Origin of the sequence: Pseudomonas sp. (assembly GCF_046581935.1) — a bacterium.
Classification (GTDB): domain Bacteria; phylum Pseudomonadota; class Gammaproteobacteria; order Pseudomonadales; family Pseudomonadaceae; genus Aquipseudomonas.
The window spans coordinates 376,949-401,477 of record NZ_JAYGFK010000014.1 but is presented as its reverse complement, the minus strand read 5'-3'; the positions used below and the strand labels follow the sequence as shown (position 1 = coordinate 401,477).

The window sequence follows — 24,529 nt, the reverse complement described above, 5'->3', positions numbered from 1 at the left end:
CACTTTTCTCAGCCGTCTGAGAGCCTGCTTTAACGCAGCAGGCCAGACGCGCCGCAGACGTTAAACAGGTTCTTATGAGTCGCTACCGACCACCCCGCTCCGCCGGCACGCCCCTGATCACGCCTGAGGGTGAGGCGCGCATGCGCGCTGAGTTGCATGAGCTCTGGCATGTGCGCCGCCCGCAGGTCACCCAGTCCGTCAGCGAAGCTGCCGCGCAAGGTGACCGCTCGGAGAACGCCGAGTACACCTACGGTAAAAAAATGCTGCGTGAAATCGACAGCCGCGTGCGCTTCCTGACCAAACGTTTGGAAAGTCTCAAAGTGGTTAGCACCCACCCCAGTGACCCGGAAAAAGTCTACTTCGGCGCGTGGGTAACAGTGGAAGATGAGCATGGCGTCGAAGCCCGCTACCGCATCGTCGGCCCGGATGAACTGGACCTGAAAAACAACCTAATCAGCATCGACTCGCCCCTGGCTCGCGCGTTAGTGGGTAAAAGCCTGGACGCTGAAGTACGGGTACAAACCCCCACTGGCGAAACAACCTGGTACATCGTTGCCATCGACTACCCGTGACCGAGCCCAGCATGCCTCTCGCCCCTGATGCACCAGCCCAACAAGCCAACCTTGAATGGGACGAGCACGGCCAGCCGCTGTCCCAGCAATTTGCTGACGTGTATTTCTCCAATGAAGATGCCCTGGCCGAAACCCGCTATGTGTTTCTTGCCAACAACCATCTGCCGGAACGTTTCGCCGCGCTGAAAACCCACGAGCATCTGGTCATTGGCGAAACAGGGTTTGGCACTGGCTTGAACTTTCTCTGCGCCTGGCAGCTGTTCGAGCAACAAGCGGTTGCAGGTGCGCGCCTGCACTTTGTCAGCGCGGAAAAATACCCACTCAAGCAAACCGATCTGGCACGCGCACTGGCGCTATGGCCGGAGCTGGCAGCCTACAGCGAACAGTTATTGGCGCAGTACGTGGCACTTCATCCGGGCTATCAGCGCCTGGTATTTGCCGAAGGGCGGATCGTCCTTACCCTGCTGATTGGCGACGCCCTCGAGCTGTTCGGGCAGTTGGAAGGTCAGGTCGATGCCTGGTTTCTCGATGGTTTCGCCCCGGCAAAAAATCCGGATATGTGGACGCCCGAACTGTTTGCCGAGTTGGCCAAACTTTCCCACGCTGAAACCACCCTAGGCACCTTCACCAGCACCGGCTATGTGCGCCGCAGGCTGAACGATGCAGGCTTCAAGATGAAGCGCGTACCTGGCTTAGGGAAAAAATGGGAAGTACTCAAGGGCGGATTTATCGGCAGCCCGGTAGCCGCGCAAAAGCCCTGGTTTGCCCGCCCTGCGCAACTGACTGAAGCACGCACAGCCTTGGTGATTGGTGCCGGTCTGGCCGGCTGCGCCACCGCCAACAGCCTGGCCCAGCGCGGCTGGCAGGTCACCTTACTGGAACGTCATAACGGCATAGCCCAGGAAGCCTCGGGCAATCCGCAAGGCGTGCTCTACCTCAAGCTCTCGGCCCATCACACCACGCTGTCACGCCTGATTGTCAGTGGTTATGGCCATACTCGTAGACTGCTGGAGCACCTGCAAAAAGGCGCTGACTGGGATAATTGCGGCGTGCTGCAACTGGCTTTTGATGACAAGGAAGCGCAGCGCCAGGCCCAGCTCGCGGCGGCCTTTCCGGCCGATCTACTGACGAATTTGGACAGAAGTGCCGCCGAAGCCAAAGCCGGCATCACCCTGCCGGCGGGTGGCTTGTTCTATCCCGAGGCGGGCTGGGTGCATCCGCCAGCGCTGTGTGAGCTGCTTAGTCAGCAGCCGACCATCCAGCTGCAACTGCATCAGGAAGCGCTAGAACTAAGTCGTGACGGTGATAACTGGCAAGCCTGGAATGGCGAGCAATTGCTGGCTAGCGCAAGCGTGGTGGTGCTGGCCAGTGCCGCCGAGATCAAAGGGTTTAGTCAAAGCGCAGGCTTGCCACTGAAACGCATCCGCGGGCAGATCAGTCGCCTACCTGCCACTGCAGCCAGCGGCGCGTTAAGTACTGTGGTATGCGCGGAAGGCTATGTCGCCCCAGTACGCCAGGATGAACATACGCTGGGGGCGAGCTTTGATTTCAACAGTGACGACCTGACGCTTAACAGCGCCGATCACGCAAGCAACCTGCAGCTATTGGAAGAAATTTCGCCAGAACTGGCCAGGCAGCTTAATGCCGCCGCGCTGAACCCAGAGCAACTACAAGGCCGCGCCGCGTTTCGCTGCACCAGCCCCGATTACCTGCCGATTGTCGGCCCTTTAGCCGATGCAGCAGCCTTTAGCGAGGCCTATGCGGTGCTGAGTAAGGATGCTCGCCAAGTGCCGGATACGCCCTGCCCGTGGCTCGACGGCCTGTATATCAACAGCGGGCACGGCTCACGCGGGCTGATTACCGCACCACTGTCTGGCGAGCTAATCGCCGCCTGGCTCAACAACGAACCGCTACCCGTACCCGCCGATGTGGCGCAGGCCTGCCACCCAAACCGCTTTGCCTTGCGCACCCTGATCCGCAACAAAACCTGAGAATCTATCCACGATCTGCTGCGCGTCGGCCCTGCTGCGTTAAAAACAGACTCAGCAAGCCGCTTGCGGCTAACGCGCTTCAGCGCGACCCGAAGGGCGAGTGCAACGAGTAATGCTCATGTACAAAAGTACACTCGTGTGCGAGCCCAGTCCGCGTCCTCGTCTGTTTTGAACAGCCGGAGGCTGTTACTAACGTAGCGCCTTGCAGGTCTCTAGCTCGCAAGATCGTGAACAGATTCTGAAATATCAGCCGCGCAGCGTGAAACGCCAGGCGCGGTGAATTTTCTGATTGCGGGCGAAGTCAGGGTCGAGGGTCGACTCGCTGATTTCCTCAACCTGATAACGCGCGGCCAGGCTCTCATCGAGCACGAACTTGCGGAAGTTGTTGGAGAAATACAGCACGCCGTCTTTAGCCAAACGCGCCATGGCCAAGTCGAGCATTTGCACGTGGTCACGCTGGATGTCGAAGATGCCTTCCATGCGTTTGGAATTGGAGAAGGTTGGCGGATCGATAAAGATCAACTCGTACTCGCCACGATCCTCAGCCAGCCAGGTCATCACATCGCCCTGCTCCAAACGGTTCTTGTCCGAGTATCCGTTGAGCGACAGGTTGCGGCGTGCCCAATCCAGGTAGGTCTTCGACAAGTCGACGCTGGTGGTGGTGCGCGCACCGCCTTTGGCCGCATGCACGGTGGCCGTGGCGGTATAGCAGAACAGGTTGAGGAAGCGTTTACCGGCGGCCTCCTTCTGAATGCGCAGACGCAACGGACGGTGATCGAGGAACAGTCCGGTATCCAGGTAGTCGGTGAGGTTAACCAGCAGCTTCACGCCACCCTCACTGACTTCCATAAACTGGCCCTGAGTCGCCTGACGCTGGTACTGCTTGGTACCGCTCTGGCGCTCGCGACGTTTGATCACCACTTTGCTCTTATCGACGCCCAATGCTTGCGGGATCGCGGCAATGGCATCAAACATGCGTTCTTTGGCTTTTTCAGGATCAATGGACTTGGGTGCGGCATATTCCTGCACGTGCACCCAATCACCATACAAATCCACCGCCATGGAATATTCCGGCATGTCGGCGTCATACAGGCGGTAGCACTGCACATCGTCACGACGCGCCCACTTACCCAGTTGCTTGAGGTTCTTCTGCAGGCGGTTGGCAAACATCTGCCCGCCTTCGCTCAAGCGCGCCTGCTCGACCACCGGAGCCGGTGCCGGCTTGATCGGGTTGCCGTTCTTGTTGTACTGACGCTCTTGCGGCTCTAGCGGTGCCTTGTCGGCCTCAGCCTGCTCGCGCTCGCGTTCACGTTGCTCTGGGGTGCGACGCTCACCGGTGACGAACTGCTCAGGCTGCACCTTGATCAGCAACAGCTTGCACGGCAACGCGCCGTTCCAGAAGGCGTACTGTTTGTGACTGCGGATGCCCATGCGCTTGCCCAGGTCCGGCGCGCCGGTAAATACCGCCGCTTCCCAGCCCATGCAGGCCTGACGCAGACGCTCACCAAGGTTTTGGTAGAGGTACAGCAAGCTGGCTTCGTCACCGAGGCGCTCGCCGTAGGGCGGGTTGCAGATCACCAAGCCTTTCTGATTTTGGTCCGGGCGCGGCTCGAACGTCGCCACTTCGCCCTGATAAACCTTGATCCAGTGGCTCAAACCAGCACGGTCGATGTTGTTGCGCGCCGGTTGAATCAAGCGTGGATCGGCCTCGTAACCACGAATCCACAACGGTGGCTTGGCCATGCCAACTTCAGCACGCTGCTGGGCTTCGGCTTGGAGCCTGCTCCACAAGGCAGGTACGTGACCCAACCATTTGCTGAAGCCCCACTGTTCGCGGGTGAGGTTCGGGGCGATATCGGCGGCGATCATCGCGGCCTCCACCAGGAAGGTGCCGACACCGCACATCGGGTCAGCCAGTGCGCCGCCTTCAGCGGCAATACGTGGCCAGCCGGCGCGAATCAATACCGCAGCGGCGAGGTTTTCCTTCAGCGGCGCAGCACCTTGCTGCAAGCGATAGCCACGCTGATGCAGACTGTGGCCGGACAGATCAAGAGAGAGAATCGCCTCACCGCGATCCAAGCGCAGATGCACGCGCATATCCGGGTTGAGTTTGTCGACCGAGGGGCGGGTGCCGTCTTTCAAGCGCAGCTTGTCAACAATACCGTCCTTGACCTTCAGCGCACCGAAGTGGGTGTTATCAATCCCCGAACCGTTGCCACTGAACTCTACCGCCAGGCTGCCGCTGGGCTCCAGGTGTTCAAACCAGTCGACCTCCAGCACGCCCTCATAGAGGCTTTGCGCGTCCTGCACGCTGTAGCGCTTGAGCACCAGCAACACACGGTTGGCCAACCGCGACCACAAGCACAGCCGGTAGGCCGTTTCCATGTCGGCCATGCCACGAATGGCCGAGGTGTGCTCACGTGCTTCTTCAAGACCGAGGTTGCTGGCTTCTTCAAGCAGTAAACCTTCGAGGCCTTTGGGGCAGGTGAGGAAGAGTTCGTAACGATCCGACATGGGAATTTCCAGTGCCTAAGGCAATCAACGGCGCGCTGAAAAATCAGCACAGCCAAAATAAGTGACAAAGCGTCGCAGCGCGACCCTTCGTCGGAATAAATAACAGTCTCAATCGCAATCAATTCGCGATAGCAAAACACCAGCACGCCAAGCCAATACGCCCACAGCATAGGCGCTGCAGCGATAAAACCAGGCGTTTGGCACAACGCCTTATGGCCTAAGCCGCAAAAAGGTTACGGGCTTATGACGAAACGGTCATTCACAGCAACCCGCGCATTGGTTAGAAATCATTCCAAGCCTTCACCGCAACGGTGCTTGGCAAGGAGGCTCGCGACGCCGGCAGCGGACTCCGTAGGCAGAACATTTCTGCCTGACCTTGCGACAAGGTCTAAGGGACATAACAGTCAACATTGAGGGCTTTACCCTATGAGAAGACTTAAGCGTGATCCGTTAGAAAGAGCTTTTTTGCGCGGTTATCAATACGGCATCAGTGGTAAATCCCGCGAACTCTGCCCCTTCACTCTCCCCTCTGTCCGCCAAGCCTGGTTGAACGGCTGGCGCGAAGGCCGCGGTGACAACTGGGACGGCATGACCGGCACCGCCGGTATCCATCGACTCAACGAACTTCACGCTGTCGGCTGATTCAGGAACCTACCGACTTACCATGCGCGCTCCATCCGAGCGGCGGGCGCAAGCCCAGGGGCTCCTTAAAGGAGCCCTTTTTATGGGCTGCCAAAATGACTCGTCCTTGTAGGGGCGTCATCACCCAAACTTAATTCCACTGCCGAACACATCTACGCTTGCGGCTTGTGCGGCTGCGCCGCTATTGCATCGACCGCTTCGCGTATCAGCGCCGGACCTTTGTAAATAAACCCGGAATAAATCTGCACCAGGCTGGCACCCGCGGCGATCTTCTCAGCCGCATGCCTGCCTTCCGTTATGCCGCCGACGGCAATGATCGGCAAACGGCCTTTCAACTCAGCGGCCAACACTTGAACAATGTGGGTGCTCTTTTCACGCACGGGCGCGCCGGACAGCCCGCCCGCCTCATCGGCACACTCCAGGCCGTGCACGCCTTCACGGCTCAATGTGGTGTTGGTAGCGATCACCGCATCCATACCGGCTTCTACCAGCGCATTAGCCACTTCAACGGTTTCTTCGTCGCTCATGTCCGGCGCGATTTTGATCGCCAGCGGCACACGTTTGCCATGCTGCGCCGCCAGGTCTTCCTGACGCTTACGCAGGGCTTCCAGTAATTGCTTGAGCGAGTCGCCAAACTGTAGGCTGCGTAAACCCGGGGTATTTGGCGAGCTGACGTTGACGGTGACGTAACTGGCATGCTGATAGACCTTGTCCAGGCACAGCAGGTAATCATCCACAGCGTTCTCGACCGGCGTGTCGAAGTTCTTGCCGATATTAATGCCCAACACGCCTTTGTATTTGGCGGCCTGTACGCGAGTCAGCAGATGATCAACACCATGGTTATTAAAACCCATGCGATTGATGATCGCCTCAGCCTCAGGCAGACGGAACAAACGCGGCTTAGGGTTACCTGGCTGGGGACGCGGCGTCACCGTGCCGATCTCGACAAAGCCAAAGCCCAATTGCGCAAAACCATCAATGGCGTCGCCATTTTTGTCCAGCCCGGCTGCCAAGCCGACTGGGTTTGCAAACTCAAGCCCCATCACTTTAACCGGCAGCGCAGCCGGGCTCTTGGTCAGTAACCCGTTAAGGCCCAGACGACCACCAGCACCGATTAAATCGATGGACAGTTCATGAGAGGCTTCAGGGGACAGTTTGAACAGTAGCTCGCGGGCCAGGGTATACATGGGCAGGCTTAGCTCGATAAAGATACAAAGGCCGCGATTATAGCCGCCTGCGTGCCTGATAGGCGAGGCGCGCAGAGAGTATCAGCCTAAACGGCGTAAGCTAAGTAACTCCCCCGCACTACTGAACTCCAGCTCAAAGGAACCATAAACCCCTTCGTGAGTCAGAAAAGACCGAAAATGGTGGGCAGGTACACTGACACTTCGCCCATCACGGCTTTTCACTAATATCCGGCTGGCGCGCCCCTGATAGACAACACGCAGCCGCTCGGCTGATAACGCAATATCGAAAACCAGACTGGCCATGGAGGCACCCTTGCAACTGATTGCAGCAATATTGCCATATGCCCGACTCATGCCAGGTGAAAAACCTGGCGCGATAACAGATAAACCCTGTGCAGGGTCCTGTGGGCTCTGCCAAACTGGCGCTGGTGATTTTGGAGTTCGTACCCGGCCATGAGTCAGTCTGAGCAGCATTCCACCATCAGCTCTCGCCTCGGCGCCCTGGCGCAACGCCTGGGACTTATCGGCCGTGGGCAACGTCTCATATTGGAACGCTCCAGCCAGCTGCGCCTGCCCTTCAGCCCGCTACCACAACCTAGCCAAAGCATTTGCTGGCAAGACGGCCCGCAACTACAACGCCTGCTCGACCTGCCACGTAGTGCGCTCTCAGGCCCAGTGCAGGAAGATAAAGCGCAAGCTCACGCGATGCTGGTACGAGTAATCGAAGCGCAGGAACAGCAACTGAGCCACTTCGATCTGCGCATGATCAATGGCCTATCAGCTTGCGCCACTCAGCAAGCCGACCACCCAACCTTCGAAAGCTATGCTGCCAGCGAGTCATGTCGCCAGGTACGCATCATCAGCTACAAAGATTTCGTCAAAACCATCAGCCTGGCGCTACCGCGTTTCCTGGCTGGCGAGAGCATAAGCCTGTGCCAAGCCAGTTGGCGTGGCGAACGCGTATTCTGGACCGGCGATCATCACAACGAAGCCTTTGCTTGCGCCATTGCCTACGCACGCCGGCGCGAGCTGGAAGTTAACCTACCTGCCGAACTCAGCTATTACCGCTTGAGCGAACAAGGCCTCAGTAACCTGCAGCAGCATTACCACGTGCTCGCCATGCCCAATGCAGCCTGGAGCGACCCTGCCTTTATGGCCCTGCTGCTGGATAACGGCCTGCCGTATGCCCGACTGTCGCAGCTAGGTGGCCCCGGCTCTCCGGAGTTCCTCTTGCTACCCAAACATTCAAGCGAGGCTACGGCCTTGGGCGAAGGGCTACGCCTGGCGGGTGCGCCGGATGTAGTGGGCTATCTACAGCAGCTCAAGGCTATAGATTGACCGGCCTAAACTGCACAGTGCCAATCTATATCGATAAAAACCCGCAACCAATAAAGGTCGCGGGTTGATGACTAAGCGCCAACAGGCGCTCCCACTTGGCCGCTCAAGCAACCTTCAATGCATGGTCATCCAGCATGCCACTGATAACGCTCGCAGCATCACTACTGCCGTAATAAGCACTGCTGGATAGATCAATACCGTTGAGCACGATAGTTTGATCCGCTGCACCACCATTCCCAGCTTTATCTACCGTGATAGTTGTGGTCCCACCGGCAAAGCCAAAGTCCAAGTATTGACTCAACTCAGCACCACCTGGATCGACTGACAGCCCTGAGAGCAACTCGGACAAATCCAGCATGTCAGAATTGACGCCATTGGTATCAACAAAGAAGTCCATAACCTTATCGACACCACCGTCGGCATCCCCGGCCTGCCAAACAAAAGTATCTTTACCGGCTCCGCCAGACATCGTGTCGGAATCAAGCCCACCGATCAGAATGTCGTCACCAGCATCGCCCAGCAGAGTGTCATTACCCAGCCCGCCGAGCAGTGCATCATTACCCGCACCACCATTGAGCTGGTCATTGCCGAGCCCACCTTCAAGGATGTCGTTGTTGTCGTTACCGTTGAGAATATCGTCGCCAGATCCACCGAGTAGGTGGTCATTACCCGTGCCGCCATTGAGGGTGTCATTACCCGCACCGCCGTAGACAATGTCATTACCTCCCTGCCCGTTAAGCGTGTCATTGGCATCCTCGCCTCCGACAAAGTTGTTACCGTTGCTGGAGCTAGAGCTGTAGTCATGGTCGGCTAGGTTGACCGTCAGTAGCGCACTAGAGGTACTGCCATCAGCATCGACAATGCTATAGCTGAAGTTATCAGCCGCGCCGGCCTGGTAGTCCTGCGGATGCTGGGTATAGCTGTACTGGCCATTGGACGCGATATGCAGAGTGCCGTAGTCGCCCGCTATGTCAACGGCGCTGCCTAGCGCCACCGCACTGCCATTAACCTGTGTAACCTGTAAGCCGCCGTCAGTACCAGGGAAGTCATTAGCCAGCACATTACCAGTGAGTAACGCCGCAACCCAAACCAGCCCGGGTGCCGCGACACTTACTGTCTGAGTGGTAGGCTCGGTGTAACTAAATGAACGGTAATAAATGTCGCTAAGCCGCAGATCAGCCCGACTACTGTTGCTAGCCCCCCAAGTGTTGTCGAACACGGTAAAGCGGACGTAATACATGCCTGACTCGGTAATCCCTCCAATTTCCTGATTATTAAGGTCGCCAACCTGCCCGGTAAGTTGCGCCACTACGCTAGACGCTCCTTCCTTGAACACCTGAGTCTGCCAAAAGTCACCGGAATTGAACTGCCGGAAATCAGCATCAAAACGGACCGAGCCCGGATGATCAGCATCCGCCGTCAGATGAAAGTGCTCGGTGTCAATTGAGCTCGGGAGGTTGTAAGACGCATTGTCGATACGGGTGTCATTGAGAGAGTGATCAATACTGCCCAAACTCCAGGTGCCATCCACTTGAAACTGCGCCGTGTAGGTGTCGTTGCCACCACTCCCGGCCCAGTAACCTTCTGCCAAGGTATGACTATCGTTGACGGCTGTAGGCACGCTGTCAGTGATATTAATAATCAGGTCAGCGCTGGATGGGCTGCCGTCACTGTCGGCAATGGTGTAGGTAATAACCTCCTGCACGCCGCTGCCGACATTACCTGGCGCGCTGTAGTGGTAGTCGCCATTTTTATCGATGGTCAGAGTACCGCCCAGCGGCGTAGTAATGGTCAGATCACTGCCATTGTTCGGGACGCTGAACGAAACAGTCGTGGTCATGGCCCCAACCGTCAACGTAGCGCCGCCACTTTGATACTGGCCCAGCAGCGCGACCTCGCCGTTGTCAACGCTAAAACTTACGTGCGTAAGGGTTACGGGTAAATCGTTGCCGAGCACATCTTTGCCGGCCACGCTGTCGACATCCAAGACAACGTTACCGTCGATGGTGCCGGGCACGGTGCCACCCAAGGTGGCCGACAACTGCGCCGGGTTCTGCACCAGCACAACAGTTTCACCGGCGTTGGCAACTTCCTTCAGCTCGCCCTCGGCAGCCGAGCCGCTGGCGATCTGAATACCAACGGCGACCACATCAATGCCATTGCCATCAACGAATGCTTGCCAGTCATCCGGGGCATCGGCGCTACTCGGGTTAGGTTCACCGTCAGACAGGAAGTAAACCTTGTGCTGATAGCCCGGCAGGTATTCGGAGCCTCCCGCACTCATCTCGTCCTCAATCTCACCACGGGCCATGTTCAAAGCTGCCGCATAGTTGGTGCTGCCATCAGCCGAGAGCGAGCCATTGAGAATCGCATTCTTGGCGGCAATAAGGTCATCACCCTCGTAACGCAGCGAAGCACCATCGCCAAACGCTATGAAGTTGATATTGAGCAACCCAAGCCCGCCCAAGGCGGCGTAGCTGTCGATTAGGTTCACCAACGCCTGTTTGGCCACCTGCAAGCGCGTGGTGTTCTCTAGATAACCATCGCCATCAAGATCAGCTCGGATAACGTCATCATCCATACTGCCCGAGCGATCCAGAATCAGCGTCAAGCTGTAGGGCTGCAAACTACTTTCCGCGACGCTGACGGTATTGTTACGCGCCACCGGCGCACCATCCTCAATGCAGATGTTCAGGTCAGCCTCTGAGGTACTGCCATCGCTGTCTTTGATTGTGTAGGTGAACACCTCGGTTGTATCGCCTGACACGTTGGCGGGGGCACTGTAGCTGTAGGTGCCATCACTGGACACGTTAAGCCAGCCCCCCTCAGGCGTTTCGATAACCCCGCTAGTGCCACCTTCGACCTGATAGGTCACACGGAACTGACCACCGCCAAGGTCGACCACACTGTCAGCGTCATGACCATTGCCATCCTGATAAGCAGAGGCATCGCTGACCACGAAGCTAATCTGTGTAACCACAACAGCGCCGTCGGCCCCCGCTATATCCACCCCCGCCAGCGCATCGATATCAGTGATCAGGTTGCCGCTCACGGGGTCAGGCAGCGTGGCGTCCAGCGCAGCGGACAGCTCATCCGGATTCTGCACCAGCACCACGTCCTCATTAGCGTTGGCCACTTCTTTGAGCTCATCTGCAGCAGCAGAGCCGTCGGGAACCTGGATGCCTACCGCGATGACATCAATGCCGTTGGCATCCACAAAAGCTTGCCAGTTGGCCGGCGCATCATTGCTGCTGGGGTTTGGCTCACCGTCAGAGAGGAAATAGACCTTGTGCTGATAGCCCGGAAGGTACTCACCGCCCAAGCTCAGTTCGTCTTCGAGATCAACCTTGGCCAAATTCAGCGCATCAGCGTAGTTGGTAAAGCCGTCGGCATCTAAACCTGGATTGAGTATCGCCGCCTTGGCCGCCGCCGCATCATGGCCTTCATAAAGCATGCTGGCGTTATCACCGAAGCCAATGAGGTTAAAGTTCAACGGCACGCCGAGGGCAACATAGCTGTCAATCAGGTTGAGCAGTGCCTGCTTGGCCACTTGCAAGCGCGAAACGCTGTCGAGATCACCATTACCGTCGATATCCGCCAGTACCTGAGAGCCCATGCTGCCCGAGCGGTCGAGGATCAACGTGACACTGAAGGGTGGCAGCCCTGATTCGGGCACACAAATCGAATTGTCCTTGGCGATTGGCGCGTCGTCGACGATATCGATGGTGATCGTCGCGGGGGCCGACGTTTGCGAGCCGTCACTGACGGTTAAGGTAAAGACATCCTCCTCTGCTCCGGGCAGATTTTCGGTGCGCTCAGTCAACTCGTAGCGGTATTGCGCAATACCCGTTGTGTTGTCGTAAGCGGTGATGGTCAGCGTGCCATGCTCACCGACTACCTGATTGTTATTGCCCAGGTCGCCAATAAGTATCAGTTGCCCATCGATGGTCACCGACTCAAGGTCAGCCAACCCGTCTGGATCAGACAGCTGGAAAGTGCCACTGGCAAATTCGCTGTCACTCGCCGCAGCGCTGCCTACACCATTAAGACCGGCTTCATAGACGTGGTCATTGGTGCCCTGATTGCCCGGATCAATGTTGATTTCCGGCCCACTATTACTCCCCACAATAGTGATCGTCAGCTCGGCAGTGGAGATATCCCCGTCCGCGTCACGCATGGTGTAAAGCAGGCTTTGGCTGATGGTCTGGCCATCCACCAGATTGATCACATCCGGGTCGGCGTTATCCAGCACGAAGCTATAGTTGCCGCTGGAAGGCTCAAGAACAAGGCTGCCATAGCGCGCCAGTTCAGTCAGCGCGGCGCTGTTCGCGCCGTTGTTCCAACCGACAAATGCCTTACCGAGGTCATTGCCGGCAGTATCGTTAACCAACACATTGCCGCTCACCTGGCTGGCCAGGGCGCTGCCTTCGATCACCGCAGCGGGATTATCGTCAACCGCCTGCGGCCCATCATCTTTGAAGCTGATAACGGTGCCGATATCAATGCTGGCGTTGGCCTGATCACCATCATCATCGGTCACAGTAGCGCCCAAGCTGACATGCCCAGCACCAAGGAACTTAGCCTCATCAGGGTCACCCGTTGGGTGAACGATGGCGCGGCCTTGATCCAGCTTGACCGTGCCGGCCGCATCGACACTCAGGGTAAATACCAAGTCGTTGCTGACCGCGGTGCGGCCTTGAATAACACCCGCATTGACGCTAAGAATCACCGCCTCATTGGTTGCGCTATCAACCAAGCCCGAGTCGGCATTCTGCACACTCAGTTGGTAGGTCAAGCTTTGCTGGCCATCAGCCCCCGGCTGCACATTGAACACACTACTGAAGTTGGCCGTGGCGTCGAAGGTGAAATTCGACTCATCCACCTGCAATGCCGAGCCCCAGGTGACATTGGTGCTGACATCGTTGTAGTCGTAATCGGAGCTGAGTGTTTGGTCTTCCCAGTTCTGATTACCTGCACTGCCGGTATCCTGCAAATGTGAGCCACCAGGATTCAGGCTGGCATCACTGAACAGCACGCTGGCCCCATCGGCCCCAGTCAGCGGCACACCGCCCAGCGAGGCTTGCCAATGCCCGGCAACAAACTCAAAGGTCACGCTGGAACCGTTAACCAGCCCCGCATTGCCGCCCCCATGAGGAATGATAAAGAAGCCTGTTGTAGCCGGGTCCAAACCGCTGAGGTCGGCCACATCGCCAACGGACTGGGCGTGTACATTGGCCCAAATAACTTTGCCATCTAGCGGCGTGCCATCGGCAGCCTTGTTGTAATAGCCATAGGAATTGCTGAAACCGGCATCGCTGCCCTGGAAGGTAACGAAGGAGCTAACGCCAATACTCCCGGCCTGGATGGCTGGGGTGTCATCATCGATCGTCACGACCAGTGAACCCGTGGCCGAGTCGTTATCACCGTCGGTCACCGTATAACCGATGTTCAAGGTGATGTCGTCTTCGCTGCCACTGACTGGATGCATCAACGGTTGCAACAGGTTGATGGTGTAGGCGCCACTGGCTGGGTCAGTGAGCACCACGGTCAACAAATCACCACGCACCGAGCTGATAGTCAGGGTGTTGGAGAGTGCATTCCAAGTGGATGTCACAGACTCCGAACCCAGCGTTAACGGGCCGCTAAGCGCAATGGATTTAAGCCCATCGGCCCCAGCTTCAAACAGCAAATTGCCACTGGTACTGGTAGCCGCACCAGCGACATCACCAGTACCGCCATTGATACCACCCGCAAGCCCCTCATCATCAAGAACAACGGCTGCGGTTACCTGGCCAGCCGTTGGGGCATCGTCTTCAAAGCGAATTACATGGCCGATATTGACCGAGTCGACCGATACATCACCGTCGCCATCAGTAATAGTCAGCACGGCTTGGATTTTGCCGTTAAGGCTTATGGACTCATCGGCGCTACTGCCATCAGGATGGTAGAGGGACAGGTACTGAACCACACTCAACTTGCCGTCACTGCCGATGGCGACAGCAAAGGCAGCCTTGCCGTCATTAACACCGCCACTTACACGCCCGACAACTAGGTCAGCCTCACCTGGTCCACCACTCTCGACATACAAGCGAATAATCGAACCGTCAGTGGTTTTCAGCCCCGAATCCAAGCCATTAGCGCCTTGTAGGGCCAGGCTCAGATTAGCCATAGCGCCCTCTTCATCTTGACCGACACTGCTGCCCGCCGCACTGACTACGGCACCGCTACTTTGCGCATAACCGAGCGGATCAAGGCCAGTACCCGGCAAAGCCACAGATGAGAAGATCGAAGCCAGATCGGCCACATCGTTATCGTTGGCATCGCCTGAGATGAGTGGGGTTTCTAGTGCGTTCTGCAGCCCTGCAGACTCATCATGGGTAACGCCGGCATTGCTGACCAAACTGATGTTCGCGGTGGGGCCGTCATCCTCAAAGCGAATCACGCTACCAATATCGACTTTGTCGACCGCCACATCGCCGTCGCCATCCGTGATTGTCACAACCGCCTGAATTTTCCCAGCCAGGTTGACGGCCTCGTCGTAGCTACTCCCGCCAATCGGGTGCTGCAACGAAACATACTGAGCCAGGCTCAACGAGCCGTCGGCACCGATGGCAATCGCAAATGCCGCCTTGCCGGCATCCGCACCGCCGACGATTCGACCGACGATCAATGCGCCTTCAAGATGCAGAGTGATGCTATGACCATCGGTGGTGCGCAGGCCGGAATCATCACCATTACCATTTTTCACAACGAGGCTGAGCTGGGCAGTGGCACCCTCCTCGTCCTCACCGTAACTGCTGCCCAGGGTAGTCACCACGGCAGTGGCACTTTTAGCAAAGCCAGTTGGGTTGATGTCTGTAGCTTTGTTGGCAACGCCATTAAATACCGACAGGTAGGCCACATCATTATCGCTAATGTCGCCCAGCGCCCAGGTATGCCAGAAGTTCTGCAAACCGGCCGTTTCATCATGGGTCACATCAGCCCATGGACCTTTGAGGTTGATACACGCAGTGGGGCCGTCGTCCTCAAAGCGAATGGCACTGCCGATATTGACCTTGTCGACAGCCACATCACCGTCACCATCGGTCACGGTTAGCACGACCTGAACTTTGCCAGCCAGACTCACAGCCTCGTCATAGCTACTGCCGCCAACAGGGTGCTCAAGGGACACATATTGCGCGACGCTCACGGTACCGTCTGCACCGATTGCAACGGCAAATGCCGCCTTACCCGCATCAGGCCCGCCGACAATACGCCCGACTACTAGGCCGAGCTCAACAGAGAGCTTGATCGCAAAACCAGCGGTCGTGGTCAAGCCGGAGTCGCTGCCATTGCCCCCCACAACAGCCAGGCTGAGTTTAGACGTGGCACCTTCCTGGTCCTGACCGTAACTACTGCCAGAAGTACTGACCAGCGGCCCATTGCTCTGCGCGTAGCCTTTCGGAGAGAGATCGCCGCCTCTGTTTACAACACTGTTAAACAAGCTGGAGACGCCATTGCTGTCATTGTCATTGGCGTCACCAGGAACAGCCGGCGTTGCCGTCGCGTTCTGCAAACCATGCGACTCGTCATGCACAACGTTCACGCCCTGCACAGCCTGGATATTGGCAACCGGGCCATCATCCTCAAAGCCGATGACGTGGCCGACACTGACTTTTTCCACCGCCACATCACCATCGCCATCAGTGACAGTGACTACTGCGTTGAGCTTGCCGACCAGCGTGACTGCTTCGTCATAACTGCTACCACCAACCGGGTGTTGCAACGACATGTACTGAACGATGCTGATCGAGCCATCAGAGCCGATCGCCACAGCAAAAGCCGCTTGACCGACAGCAGCGCCACCGGCAACGCGCCCGACAATTAGGTCGCCTTCAAGATAGAGGTTGATCGATGTGCCATCGGTTGTTTTCAGGCCTGAATCACTGCCTTGAGCCCCGGTTAGCTCCAGACTGAGTACGGTACTGCCCATACCATCGGCACCGTAGCTGCTGCCGTAAATCCCGACAATTGGCGTCAGGCTCTTGGCAAAACCGGCAGGATCAATATCACTGCCCTTGTTGCTAACAGCGTTAAAGACCGAGGCTGAGCTGACATCATTGTCCCAGTCGCCAGGTTTCCACCAGGAGGTCAGGAGGTTCTGCAACCCAGCGCTTTCATCATGGACAACCAGAGCCCATGGGCCATTGATATAGATACAGGCTTCAGGGCCGTCATCTTCAAAACTAAATGCACCCGCCGCGCCCAAGTCAATCGACACGCTATCGCTGTCGCCATCACCGTCGGTGACGGTCTGGGTCAGCAGCAAGGCCCCCTCGGTCAAGGACAGCACTTCGCTGTCATCGGCATTGCTGGTGTTGCTATGCCAGAGGTTGTCGAGCAGTTCCAGGGTCACAGCGCCGCTGGCCGGGTCGATGGTCAGGGTGAAATAATCCACGCCGCCGGCACTGCCGGTGATGACGTTATCCAGCTGATTAAGGACTATTTGCTCGCCTTGGCCCTGCGGCGCATTGGGATCTACCGCGTATAAACCGCTGGGCACATCGGCTCCGTTTAACGCCAGGCTATAAACCGTGCCGGCATCACCGGCTGCGGCGCCGTCGGCACCAAACACACTATTGAACTGCGCTTGCACCACCTCAGACTCCAGCACCGCCGTATCAATGCCATCGGTGTAAGCACCGTTCAAACTCAATAGGCTTTCATCTACACCCACAACGCCCAAGCCTTCCGACTGTTGGTTGAGCTGCGCCAGTGGGCCGTCATCCTCAAAACTAAATGCGCCCGCCGCGCCCAAATCAATCGACACGCTGTCGCTGTCGCCATCACCGTCGGTGACGGTCTGGGTCAGCAGCAACGCCCCCTCGGTCAGGGACAGCACTTCGCTGTCATCGGCATCGTTGCTGTTGCTATGCCAGAGGTTGTCGAGCAGTTCCAAGGTCACCGCGCCGCTGACCGGGTTGATGCTCAGGGTGAAATAATCCACGCCGCCGGCACTGCCGGTGATGACGTTATCCAACTGATTAAGGACTATTGGCTCACCTTGGCCCAGCGGCGCATTGGCGTCTACCGCGTACAAACCGCTGGCCACATCGGCACCGTTTAGCGTCAGGCTGTACACCGTGCCGCCATTACCGGCTGCGGCACCGTCGGCACCAAACACACTGTTGAACTGCGCCTGCACCACCTCAGACTCCAGCACCGCCGTATCAACGCCATCGGTGTAGGCACCGTTCAAACTCAATAGGCTTTCATCTACACCCACAACGCCCAAGCCTTCAGACTGTTGGTTGAGCTGCGCCAGTGGGCCGTCATCATTGACCAGAACATCAATAAACACTGTCGGCGACACATCCCCGTCAAGATCGAACATCCGTACAGGGAAGTTTTCACCCACTTGGTCGGCAGCACCTGTTGCGTTCGGGTCGCTATGGTTGAAGGTGTTGCTGGTTAAGGTGTACGTCCAGTTACCCGCTGCATCCACAGTTAGCGTGCCGTACTGACCGACAACCACACCGCCAGCGGTGACATCGACCCATACACCATCGAAACCTTGCACCTGTAACGAAGAAGTGCCATCCGGCGAGGAAATAACTATCTGGCCACTGGCCTGCTCCGCATTGCTACTGGGGTTGCTGCCATTGAACAGCGCCTCTTCATCGACGATGGCTGGGCCAACCACGATGCTGCCAGTGGCATCTTCATATTCGATTTCAATCGTCGGCGAGAAGTCAGGCGCATCAGCTGCCGCAACAGGATCTGGGTTGGGAAACTCCGGCCCGTTACTCAGCCCCTCGGTGGGAAAGCCAATGGTTGGATCAAGCGCACCACCAGTTGCTGTAAGCAACACAAAAGAGCTGCCGCCCCCTGCGCTACCGGTACCGCCTGCACCAGCGCCAGGACCGGCAGCCGTTGCCTCACCTTCAAGCGTCGGGTCGACGCCCGCTTCGATTGCAGCTTGCAGCTTCTCTACATCGGTTAGATCGCCATCCGTTGGCACGGCTGGCGCTGTTTCTATATTGGGTAGTTGCTGACTGGAGCTGTCTGCGAGCATTTGCTCGGTTAGGTTCAGACTGCTTTCACGACCCAGCGTGAGCTGCTGGCCGTTGCTCAGGGCAACAGCGATAGCGCCTGCAGCCCCAGTCACGATTTGTTCCCCAGCAAAAACCCGATCGCCTTCACTGAGTGGCCGACGCGCTCCGTCGCCAGCTACTGCATAGACCTCGCCGATAACCTGGCTGACGACACCAATCAAAGTAGCCATGACTAATCCTCACTACAGCTGCCGACCAGCGCCGACACGTATGTAAAAAAGGCCAAGACACCCTTCAAGGAGAGAAGCAAACCGCTGGTTGATTACAACGACGTCAAACTCAAAAAAGCTAACGACAAAAAACTGTCACCCTGACCCACGTCGTTCACCGCACCAAATAAATCCCGCCCCTAATCGCATCTGACCATCTGCCCTAGCCAAAACGACCTCTGAAAGTCACAAAAATCGCGGCCATGACTCAAACAATGTGCTGCTTTTCTCAACCTGCATAAGATTATTTCCTCATATGCCTTGTAACAAACTCATCTTAGCTAAGCCAAAAAGTGTTCTTAGCTGTGAGGTTACAGAACAAGAATAATCCACAAGATAAAAAAGCCATTTTTTTGGCGACAATAAGGAGAGTTACCGATGCGCGCACTTAACCCTCTATGGAGCAGTATCGTGCTGGCCGCGTTCTGTACCCAGGTGCAAGGCATCACCTTGTCTCAAGCGATCCAGAGCACACTGGATAACCACCCTGAAATTCATGCCGGAGTAAACAGCCGTCTTTCATCTGATGAAGAGGTAAAAATTGCTAAAGGTGGCTACCTGCCAACAGTCGACCTGCTCGTGGGCTACGGCCGTGAACACACCGACAGCCCGAGCACTCGGGCTGTCGGTAACCATAATTCGGAAACACTGAACTACGGCACGTCCGAGTTACGCCTCAGGCAAATGCTGTTTGATGGTTTCAATACGCCAAATGAAGTGGACCGTACCAAAGCCGTGGTGAACTCAAGGGCTTACCGCCTGCTTGGCACCTCTGAAAGCTTGGCGTTGCGTACGGTTGAGGTGTACCTCGATTTGCTCATGCGCCGTGAGATGGTCGAGCTGGCGCGCAACAACCTACAGGCGCACCAACGCATCAATGATCAGATCGGCCTGCGTAGCCAGCAAGGTGTTGGCAGCACGGCAGACCTCGATCAATCCGAGGCACGCCTGGCCCTGGCTGAAAATAATCTCTACACCGAACAGGTCAATCTGGCCGATGCCGAAGCCAATTTCTTCAGTTCAGTTGGCCGCATACCTGACGAACTGGAGTCACCGGCATCGCTGAAAGGCTCGCTGCCTACGACCCTCGTAGACGCCCGCCAAGCGGTGATGGATAACAACCCCTTCCTGAAATCAGCCCAAGCGGATGTAAACGCCGCAGAGAAACAGTACGAAGTCGCCAAGTCGACCTTCTACCCACGCGTTGACCTTGAACTGGCCACCAATGCGGACAACGACACTCAAGGTGATGAAGGCCACAGCAACGGTTGGCGCGCCGCCGTGGTGATGAACTACAACCTGTTCAACGGCATGCGAGACAAAGCTCGCCTGCAATCGACCGCGCACCAGATCAACGAGTCGATGGACATCCGCAACAATGCCCTGCGCGTCCTCAACGAAAACCTCTCTCTGGCCTGGAATGCCATGGAAAACGCCCAACGACAAACCCCGAAAGCGCGGGATTACGCGGACTACACCCGGCGGGTTCGTGAGGCCTACCAGCAGCAGTTCGGCCTTGGGCAACGCACCCTGCTCGACTTACTCGACAGTGAAAATGAGCTATTCACCGCCAACCGGCGTTACAGCGAAGTGCGCTATAGCGAAGAATTTTCCATGTACCGCGTAAGCGCCGCGATGGGCGAATTGTTGCGCCAGCAGCAAGTGGTAGTACCGGCAGAGGCGGTAGCCCTCAGTGAAGTGAAGAGCGAGGCGCGTCTGCCGGAAATGAAGTAACCACGGCATCAAGGGGTAGTACATTTTGACCAGCATGGAACGGCCGGGGTCGCCCAGCGACCCACGCCTGAATCACGACGACCCGCTACTAGATGGCTTGTTAATTCTCTGCAAACTCCACGGCTGCTCAGCCAGCCGTGGCAGCTTGAGCGCAGGCTTACCCTTACCCGAACAGCGCCTGAGCGCTGAACTTTTACCCCGCGCAGCCGCACGCGTTGGTTTACAGGGCCGCCTGTTGCAACGCGAGCTGGGCAGTATTTCTGCCCTCAACTTACCGGTATTGCTGCTGTTGAAAAACGGTCGCAGCGCCGTGTTACGCCAATGGGGAGCGAAAAACCAGGCGCAGATCCTGCCCTGCGAAGCAGACGGTGGCGAGCAATGGGTCAGCCGCGAGCAACTAGCAGAGGCTTACAGTGGCCAAGCCTTCTTTGCCCGTCCACGGCATGAACTTGAAGAGGCGCGTAACCCACTCATACCCCGCATAGAAGCCTGGTTTCGTGACACCCTGAAACTGTCGCGCTGGCTATATACCGACGCCATCCTTGCCAGCCTGCTGATCAACCTACTCGGTTTGATGGTGCCGTTGTTTGTCATGCAAACCTATGACCGCGTGGTGCCGAATCAGGCGACATCGACGCTCTGGGTTCTGACCATCGGCTTGCTGATCGGCATGGGCTTCGAGTTGCTGCTGAAAATCCTACGCTCACACCTACTCGACACCGCCGGCAAAAAAACCGATGTGGTGCTCTCGGCCACCCTGTTCGAGCGCATTACAGGCATGTCGATGAAAGCCCGCCCAGCGACCATCGGCGGCTTTGCGCAAAGTATTCATGATTTCCAGGGCCTGCGTGAGTTTCTCACCGCTGTGACCCTGACCAGTCTGATCGACCTGCCATTCTCCTTTCTGATGCTGAGCGTGATCTGGCTGATTGGCGGTTGGTTAGTGGTCATCCCCCTACTGGCGTTCCCAGTTACCGCCCTCTTCGCTTTTATCATCCAAGCGCGCTTGCGTGACACCGTGGAGAAAAGCCTGCAACTGGCCTCGCAACGTCAGGCCTTGTTGATTGAAACACTCAGCGGCCTGGAAACCTTAAAAGCCTGCGGCGCAGAAAGTGAGCGCCAGCATCAATGGGAAAAAACCCACGGAGCCATCACCCGCCTGGATATCCACGCTCGCTCGCTAGCGGCCATCGCCACCAATGGCACGCTGTTTTTGCAGCAGTTTGCCGGCATGTCCACCATCGTCTGCGGCGTCTACATCATCATTGCCGGCAAACTCAGCGTGGGAGCCCTGGTGGCTTGCTACATGCTGGGCAGCCGGATTTTGGCGCCACTCGGGCAAATAGCCGGGCTGATCACCCGCTACCAACAAGCCCGCCTGACCATGACCAGCACGGACGCGCTAATGGCACTGCCGCAGGAGCGCCAAGCAAAGCAGCGCCCCCTGGAGCGCACACAGCTACATGGCGCACTGGATGTACGCGACGTCACCTTCAACTACCCCGGACAAAGCACCCCAGCCCTGGCAGGTGTCAGCCTGCGCATGGCGGCGGGCGAACGCATCGGCATTATCGGTCGCAGCGGCTCCGGCAAAAGTACCCTGGCAAGGCTGGTGATGGCCTTCTACAGCCCGGACAAGGGACAGATTCTGCTCGACAACCTCGACCTGCGGCAGCTCGATGTGGCCGACCTGCGCCACCAAATCGGCTATGTGGCCCACGACCTGCCCCTGCTTGCCGGCAGCCTGCGCGACAACCTTACCCTCGGAGCACGCTATGTCAGCGACGCACGCATGCTGGAGGTGGCAGAGCTAACCGGCGTGATAGACCTGGCTCGGCAACATCCACAAGGCTTTGATCGCCCGGTGGGTGAACGTGGCCAATTACTCTCAGGCGGCCAACGACAAGCCGTGCTGTTGGCCCGCGCTCTGCTTTTGGACCCGCCCATTCTGCTGCTGGATGAACCCACCAGCGCGATGGACAACACCAGCGAGGAAATCCTGCGTAACCGCCTGCAAACCTGGGCACAGGGCAAGACCTTACTCTTGATAACCCACCGGGCCTCCATGCTCAGCCTAGTTGATCGTTTGGTGGTGCTTGATAACGGCCATATTGTCGCTGACGGCCCGAAAGAAGCGGTCATTGAAGCGCTACGCAAAGGCCGAGTCGGCCCAGCAGCGGTATAGGAACGCTCATGCCAACACGCCATTCGCTTCGCAACTATTTCGCCAGCATGCGCCAGCGCAAGCAGGACACCGAGTTCATGCCGGAAGTCGACGGCGCCATTCTCGAAGACTCACCCTGGTTTACCCGCATCACCGTTTGGGTGGTCAGTGCGTGCCTGATAGCGGCACTGATTTGGGCCAACTTTGCCGTACTGGAAGAAGTCACCACCGGGCAAGGCAAGGCCATTCCCTCCAGCAAGATCCAGGTGATCCAGAACCTGGAAGGCGGCATCGTCAGCGAAATATTCGTACGTGAAGGCCAGGTGGTTGAAAAAGGCGCTGTTCTGCTGCGCCTGGATGACACCCGCTACCTCTCCAACCGCGGCGAAAGCGAAGCGGATCGCCTGGCCCTGGTGGCCCGGGTGGAGCGTTTGAGCGCTGAAGCGGAGGGCCGCCCGCTCAACATGCCGGTCGAAATTCTGCGCGACGCGGCACAACTGGCTGAAGATGAGCTGGCGCTTTATCAATCTCGACAAAACCGCCTGCAAAGCGAACAACGCACACTCGGTGAACAACTGCAGCAAAAAAACCAGGAACTGGCCGAGTTTCGCGCCAAGGCTCAGCAGTACAGTTCAAGCATGAATCTGCTGCAGCAAGAGCTGAACATGTCACAGCCGTTGGTGGCCACCGGCGCCATCTCGCAAGTGGAGATTCTGCGCTTGCGCCGTAGCCTGGTGGAAATACGCGGCTCACTGGAGGCCACCAACCTGGCAATCCCCCGGGCCAAATCGGCGATGGATGAAATCAAGAGCAAGATTGATGAGTCGGAACTGGGCTTTCGTGCCGATGCATTCAAGGAACTCAATGAAATCCGCACCGAACTGCAGAAGATCACCGCCACCAATGTCGCCATTGATGACCGGGTTAGCCGTACGACCGTGGTGTCGCCCGTGCGCGGAATCATCAAACAACTCAAGGTCAATACCATTGGCGGCGTGGTGCAGCCGGGCAGTGACATGTTGGAAATCGTCCCCCTCGACGACAGCCTGCTGATTGAGGCCAAAGTTCGGCCGCAAGATGTGGCCTTTCTCCACCCTAACCAGAAAGCCATGGTCAAGTTCACCGCTTACGACTACACCATTTACGGCGGGCTGAAGGCCAACCTCGAACTTATCAGTGCCGACACCATCACCGATGAAGAAGGCAATAGCTTCTACCTGATCCAGGTACGTACCGATAAGAGCCACCTAGGCAGCGAAGAGCATCCGCTACTGATAATCCCTGGAATGATCGCCAGCGTGGACATCATCACCGGTGAAAAAAGCGTGCTGGATTACCTACTCAAACCCGTACTCAAAGCCCGTGCGGAAGCCATGCGAGAGCGTTGATCGCCCTATTCTGCTGGCTTAGGCACACCCTCAGCATGACCATGGTTACGCTGGTAAGTCTTTTCGCCCATAGCCTCAATCTGCCCGTCAATCAGCACATCGAATGGCGCGAGCAATGCATCGAAACAGCCATCCGGTTCTAGCGTGTTGAGCGCGGCGACAATCGCCTCGATGGTTGAGAGCGCACCGAGCATTGGCGCTTTGCGTAAGCGATAGCGCGACTGTAAACCTGTCGCCAGAACCACCCGCGGCAAATCCGCCAACAGCGGATTCAGGTACAACAGCTTGCGCGCTTTGCGCCACGTGCCATCGGGCACTACCAGTAGCAACGGCTTCTCGCTGTGCTGCTCGGCAAACTGCAGCAATGGCTGGGCCGGCTCGCCAGGGAACAGCAAACAGGGACGATAACCAGACTGCTGTAACAATGCCGGTAGTGACTCAAAGACTTCCCCGACCAGCAGTTCGGCATTACTAAGACCCAGCGCCGCCAACCGTGCGGTATTCAGTGCATGCCGCACTTCACTCGGATGTTGCAGGATCAACACCCGAGTACGGCTGGCTATATGGGGGATGAGCGCGCACAGGCAGCGCTCGGCAGGACGGGTGCAACGTGGGCAATGCTGGCGTGACATGTGGCTCTCCTCAGCCACGCAGTTTGCCATAACCGATGAGCATCAGACCTGTCGCACTGCAGGC

12 protein-coding genes are annotated in these 24,529 nt (G+C 57.3%); 7 read left to right on the top strand and 5 right to left on the bottom strand.

All coding sequences use genetic code 11. From position 1 onward, the window contains the following. Positions 1-74: 74 nt before the first annotated feature. Together greB and mnmC are read left to right on the top strand one after the other, a co-directional pair. On the top strand, positions 75-572 hold the full coding sequence (greB, locus tag VCA57_RS12700) for a transcription elongation factor GreB (RefSeq protein WP_411185391.1): 498 nt from the start codon (positions 75-77) through the stop codon (positions 570-572). A gap of 11 nt (positions 573-583) precedes the next feature. Continuing rightward, complete coding sequence (gene mnmC, locus VCA57_RS12695) at positions 584-2,563, top strand: bifunctional tRNA (5-methylaminomethyl-2-thiouridine)(34)-methyltransferase MnmD/FAD-dependent 5-carboxymethylaminomethyl-2-thiouridine(34) oxidoreductase MnmC (RefSeq protein ID WP_411185390.1); 1,980 nt, start codon at positions 584-586, stop codon at positions 2,561-2,563. Between the two features lie 246 nt (positions 2,564-2,809). On the opposite strand, the gene rlmKL is transcribed toward mnmC, so the two are convergent. Further along, positions 2,810-5,077 (bottom strand): bifunctional 23S rRNA (guanine(2069)-N(7))-methyltransferase RlmK/23S rRNA (guanine(2445)-N(2))-methyltransferase RlmL, encoded by a 2,268-nt coding sequence (gene rlmKL, locus VCA57_RS12690; RefSeq protein ID WP_411185389.1) that lies wholly within the window; start codon positions 5,075-5,077, stop codon positions 2,810-2,812. 426 nt (positions 5,078-5,503) lie between these two features. On the opposite strand from rlmKL, the gene rmf reads away from it, so the two are divergent. Then, complete coding sequence (rmf, locus tag VCA57_RS12685) at positions 5,504-5,719, top strand: ribosome modulation factor (protein ID WP_090255928.1); 216 nt, start codon at positions 5,504-5,506, stop codon at positions 5,717-5,719. A gap of 152 nt (positions 5,720-5,871) precedes the next feature. Here rmf and VCA57_RS12680 read toward each other — a convergent pair whose 3' ends face one another. Both VCA57_RS12680 and VCA57_RS12675 read right to left on the bottom strand, forming a co-directional pair. Next, entirely contained in the window at positions 5,872-6,906 is a 1,035-nt protein-coding gene (locus VCA57_RS12680; RefSeq protein ID WP_411185388.1) for a quinone-dependent dihydroorotate dehydrogenase, read from the bottom strand. 81 nt (positions 6,907-6,987) lie between these two features. Then, positions 6,988-7,209 carry a DUF2835 domain-containing protein gene (locus tag VCA57_RS12675; protein ID WP_411185387.1) on the bottom strand — a complete coding sequence of 74 codons (222 nt, stop codon included), beginning with the start codon at positions 7,207-7,209 and terminating at the stop codon, positions 6,988-6,990. Positions 7,210-7,359: 150 nt separating this feature from the next. On the opposite strand from VCA57_RS12675, the gene VCA57_RS12670 reads away from it, so the two are divergent. After that, positions 7,360-8,244 carry a DUF6685 family protein gene (locus tag VCA57_RS12670; RefSeq protein ID WP_411185386.1) on the top strand — a complete coding sequence of 295 codons (885 nt, stop codon included), beginning with the start codon at positions 7,360-7,362 and terminating at the stop codon, positions 8,242-8,244. Positions 8,245-8,347: 103 nt separating this feature from the next. Here the strand turns inward: VCA57_RS12670 and VCA57_RS12665 are convergent, their stop codons facing one another. After that, positions 8,348-18,508: a retention module-containing protein gene (locus tag VCA57_RS12665; RefSeq protein ID WP_411185385.1), complete on the bottom strand. Its 10,161-nt coding sequence runs from the start codon at positions 18,506-18,508 to the stop codon at positions 8,348-8,350. A gap of 417 nt (positions 18,509-18,925) precedes the next feature. On the opposite strand from VCA57_RS12665, the gene VCA57_RS12660 reads away from it, so the two are divergent. The 3 genes from VCA57_RS12660 to VCA57_RS12650 are packed head-to-tail and all read left to right on the top strand — an operon-like array spanning position 18,926 to position 23,833. Further along, positions 18,926-20,281: a TolC family outer membrane protein gene (locus tag VCA57_RS12660; RefSeq protein ID WP_411185384.1), complete on the top strand. Its 1,356-nt coding sequence runs from the start codon at positions 18,926-18,928 to the stop codon at positions 20,279-20,281. Between the two features lie 25 nt (positions 20,282-20,306). Then, positions 20,307-22,466 carry a type I secretion system permease/ATPase gene (locus VCA57_RS12655; protein WP_411185383.1) on the top strand — a complete coding sequence of 720 codons (2,160 nt, stop codon included), beginning with the start codon at positions 20,307-20,309 and terminating at the stop codon, positions 22,464-22,466. A gap of 8 nt (positions 22,467-22,474) precedes the next feature. Beyond that, entirely contained in the window at positions 22,475-23,833 is a 1,359-nt protein-coding gene (locus tag VCA57_RS12650; RefSeq protein ID WP_411185382.1) for an HlyD family type I secretion periplasmic adaptor subunit, read from the top strand. A gap of 5 nt (positions 23,834-23,838) precedes the next feature. Here the strand turns inward: VCA57_RS12650 and VCA57_RS12645 are convergent, their stop codons facing one another. After that, a complete protein-coding gene (locus tag VCA57_RS12645; RefSeq protein ID WP_411185381.1) occupies positions 23,839-24,465 on the bottom strand; it encodes a tRNA-uridine aminocarboxypropyltransferase in 627 nt (208 codons plus the stop codon). Between the last annotated feature and the right edge of the window lie 64 nt (positions 24,466-24,529).

Bases quoted from the DNA above. Each gene is read 5' to 3' on its own strand.
- VCA57_RS12680 (WP_411185388.1), bottom strand. From the start codon at position 6,906: ATGTATACCCTGGCCCGCGAGCTACTGTTCAAACTGTCCCCTGAAGCC.
- VCA57_RS12645 (WP_411185381.1), bottom strand. From the start codon at position 24,465: ATGTCACGCCAGCATTGCCCACGTTGCACCCGTCCTGCCGAGCGCTGC.
- VCA57_RS12665 (WP_411185385.1), bottom strand. From the start codon at position 18,508: ATGGCTACTTTGATTGGTGTCGTCAGCCAGGTTATCGGCGAGGTCTAT.
- mnmC (WP_411185390.1), top strand. From the start codon at position 584: ATGCCTCTCGCCCCTGATGCACCAGCCCAACAAGCCAACCTTGAATGG.
- VCA57_RS12650 (WP_411185382.1), top strand. From the start codon at position 22,475: ATGCCAACACGCCATTCGCTTCGCAACTATTTCGCCAGCATGCGCCAG.
- rlmKL (WP_411185389.1), bottom strand. From the start codon at position 5,077: ATGTCGGATCGTTACGAACTCTTCCTCACCTGCCCCAAAGGCCTCGAA.
- greB (WP_411185391.1), top strand. From the start codon at position 75: ATGAGTCGCTACCGACCACCCCGCTCCGCCGGCACGCCCCTGATCACG.
- VCA57_RS12670 (WP_411185386.1), top strand. From the start codon at position 7,360: ATGAGTCAGTCTGAGCAGCATTCCACCATCAGCTCTCGCCTCGGCGCC.
- VCA57_RS12675 (WP_411185387.1), bottom strand. From the start codon at position 7,209: ATGGCCAGTCTGGTTTTCGATATTGCGTTATCAGCCGAGCGGCTGCGT.
- rmf (WP_090255928.1), top strand. From the start codon at position 5,504: ATGAGAAGACTTAAGCGTGATCCGTTAGAAAGAGCTTTTTTGCGCGGT.
- VCA57_RS12660 (WP_411185384.1), top strand. From the start codon at position 18,926: ATGCGCGCACTTAACCCTCTATGGAGCAGTATCGTGCTGGCCGCGTTC.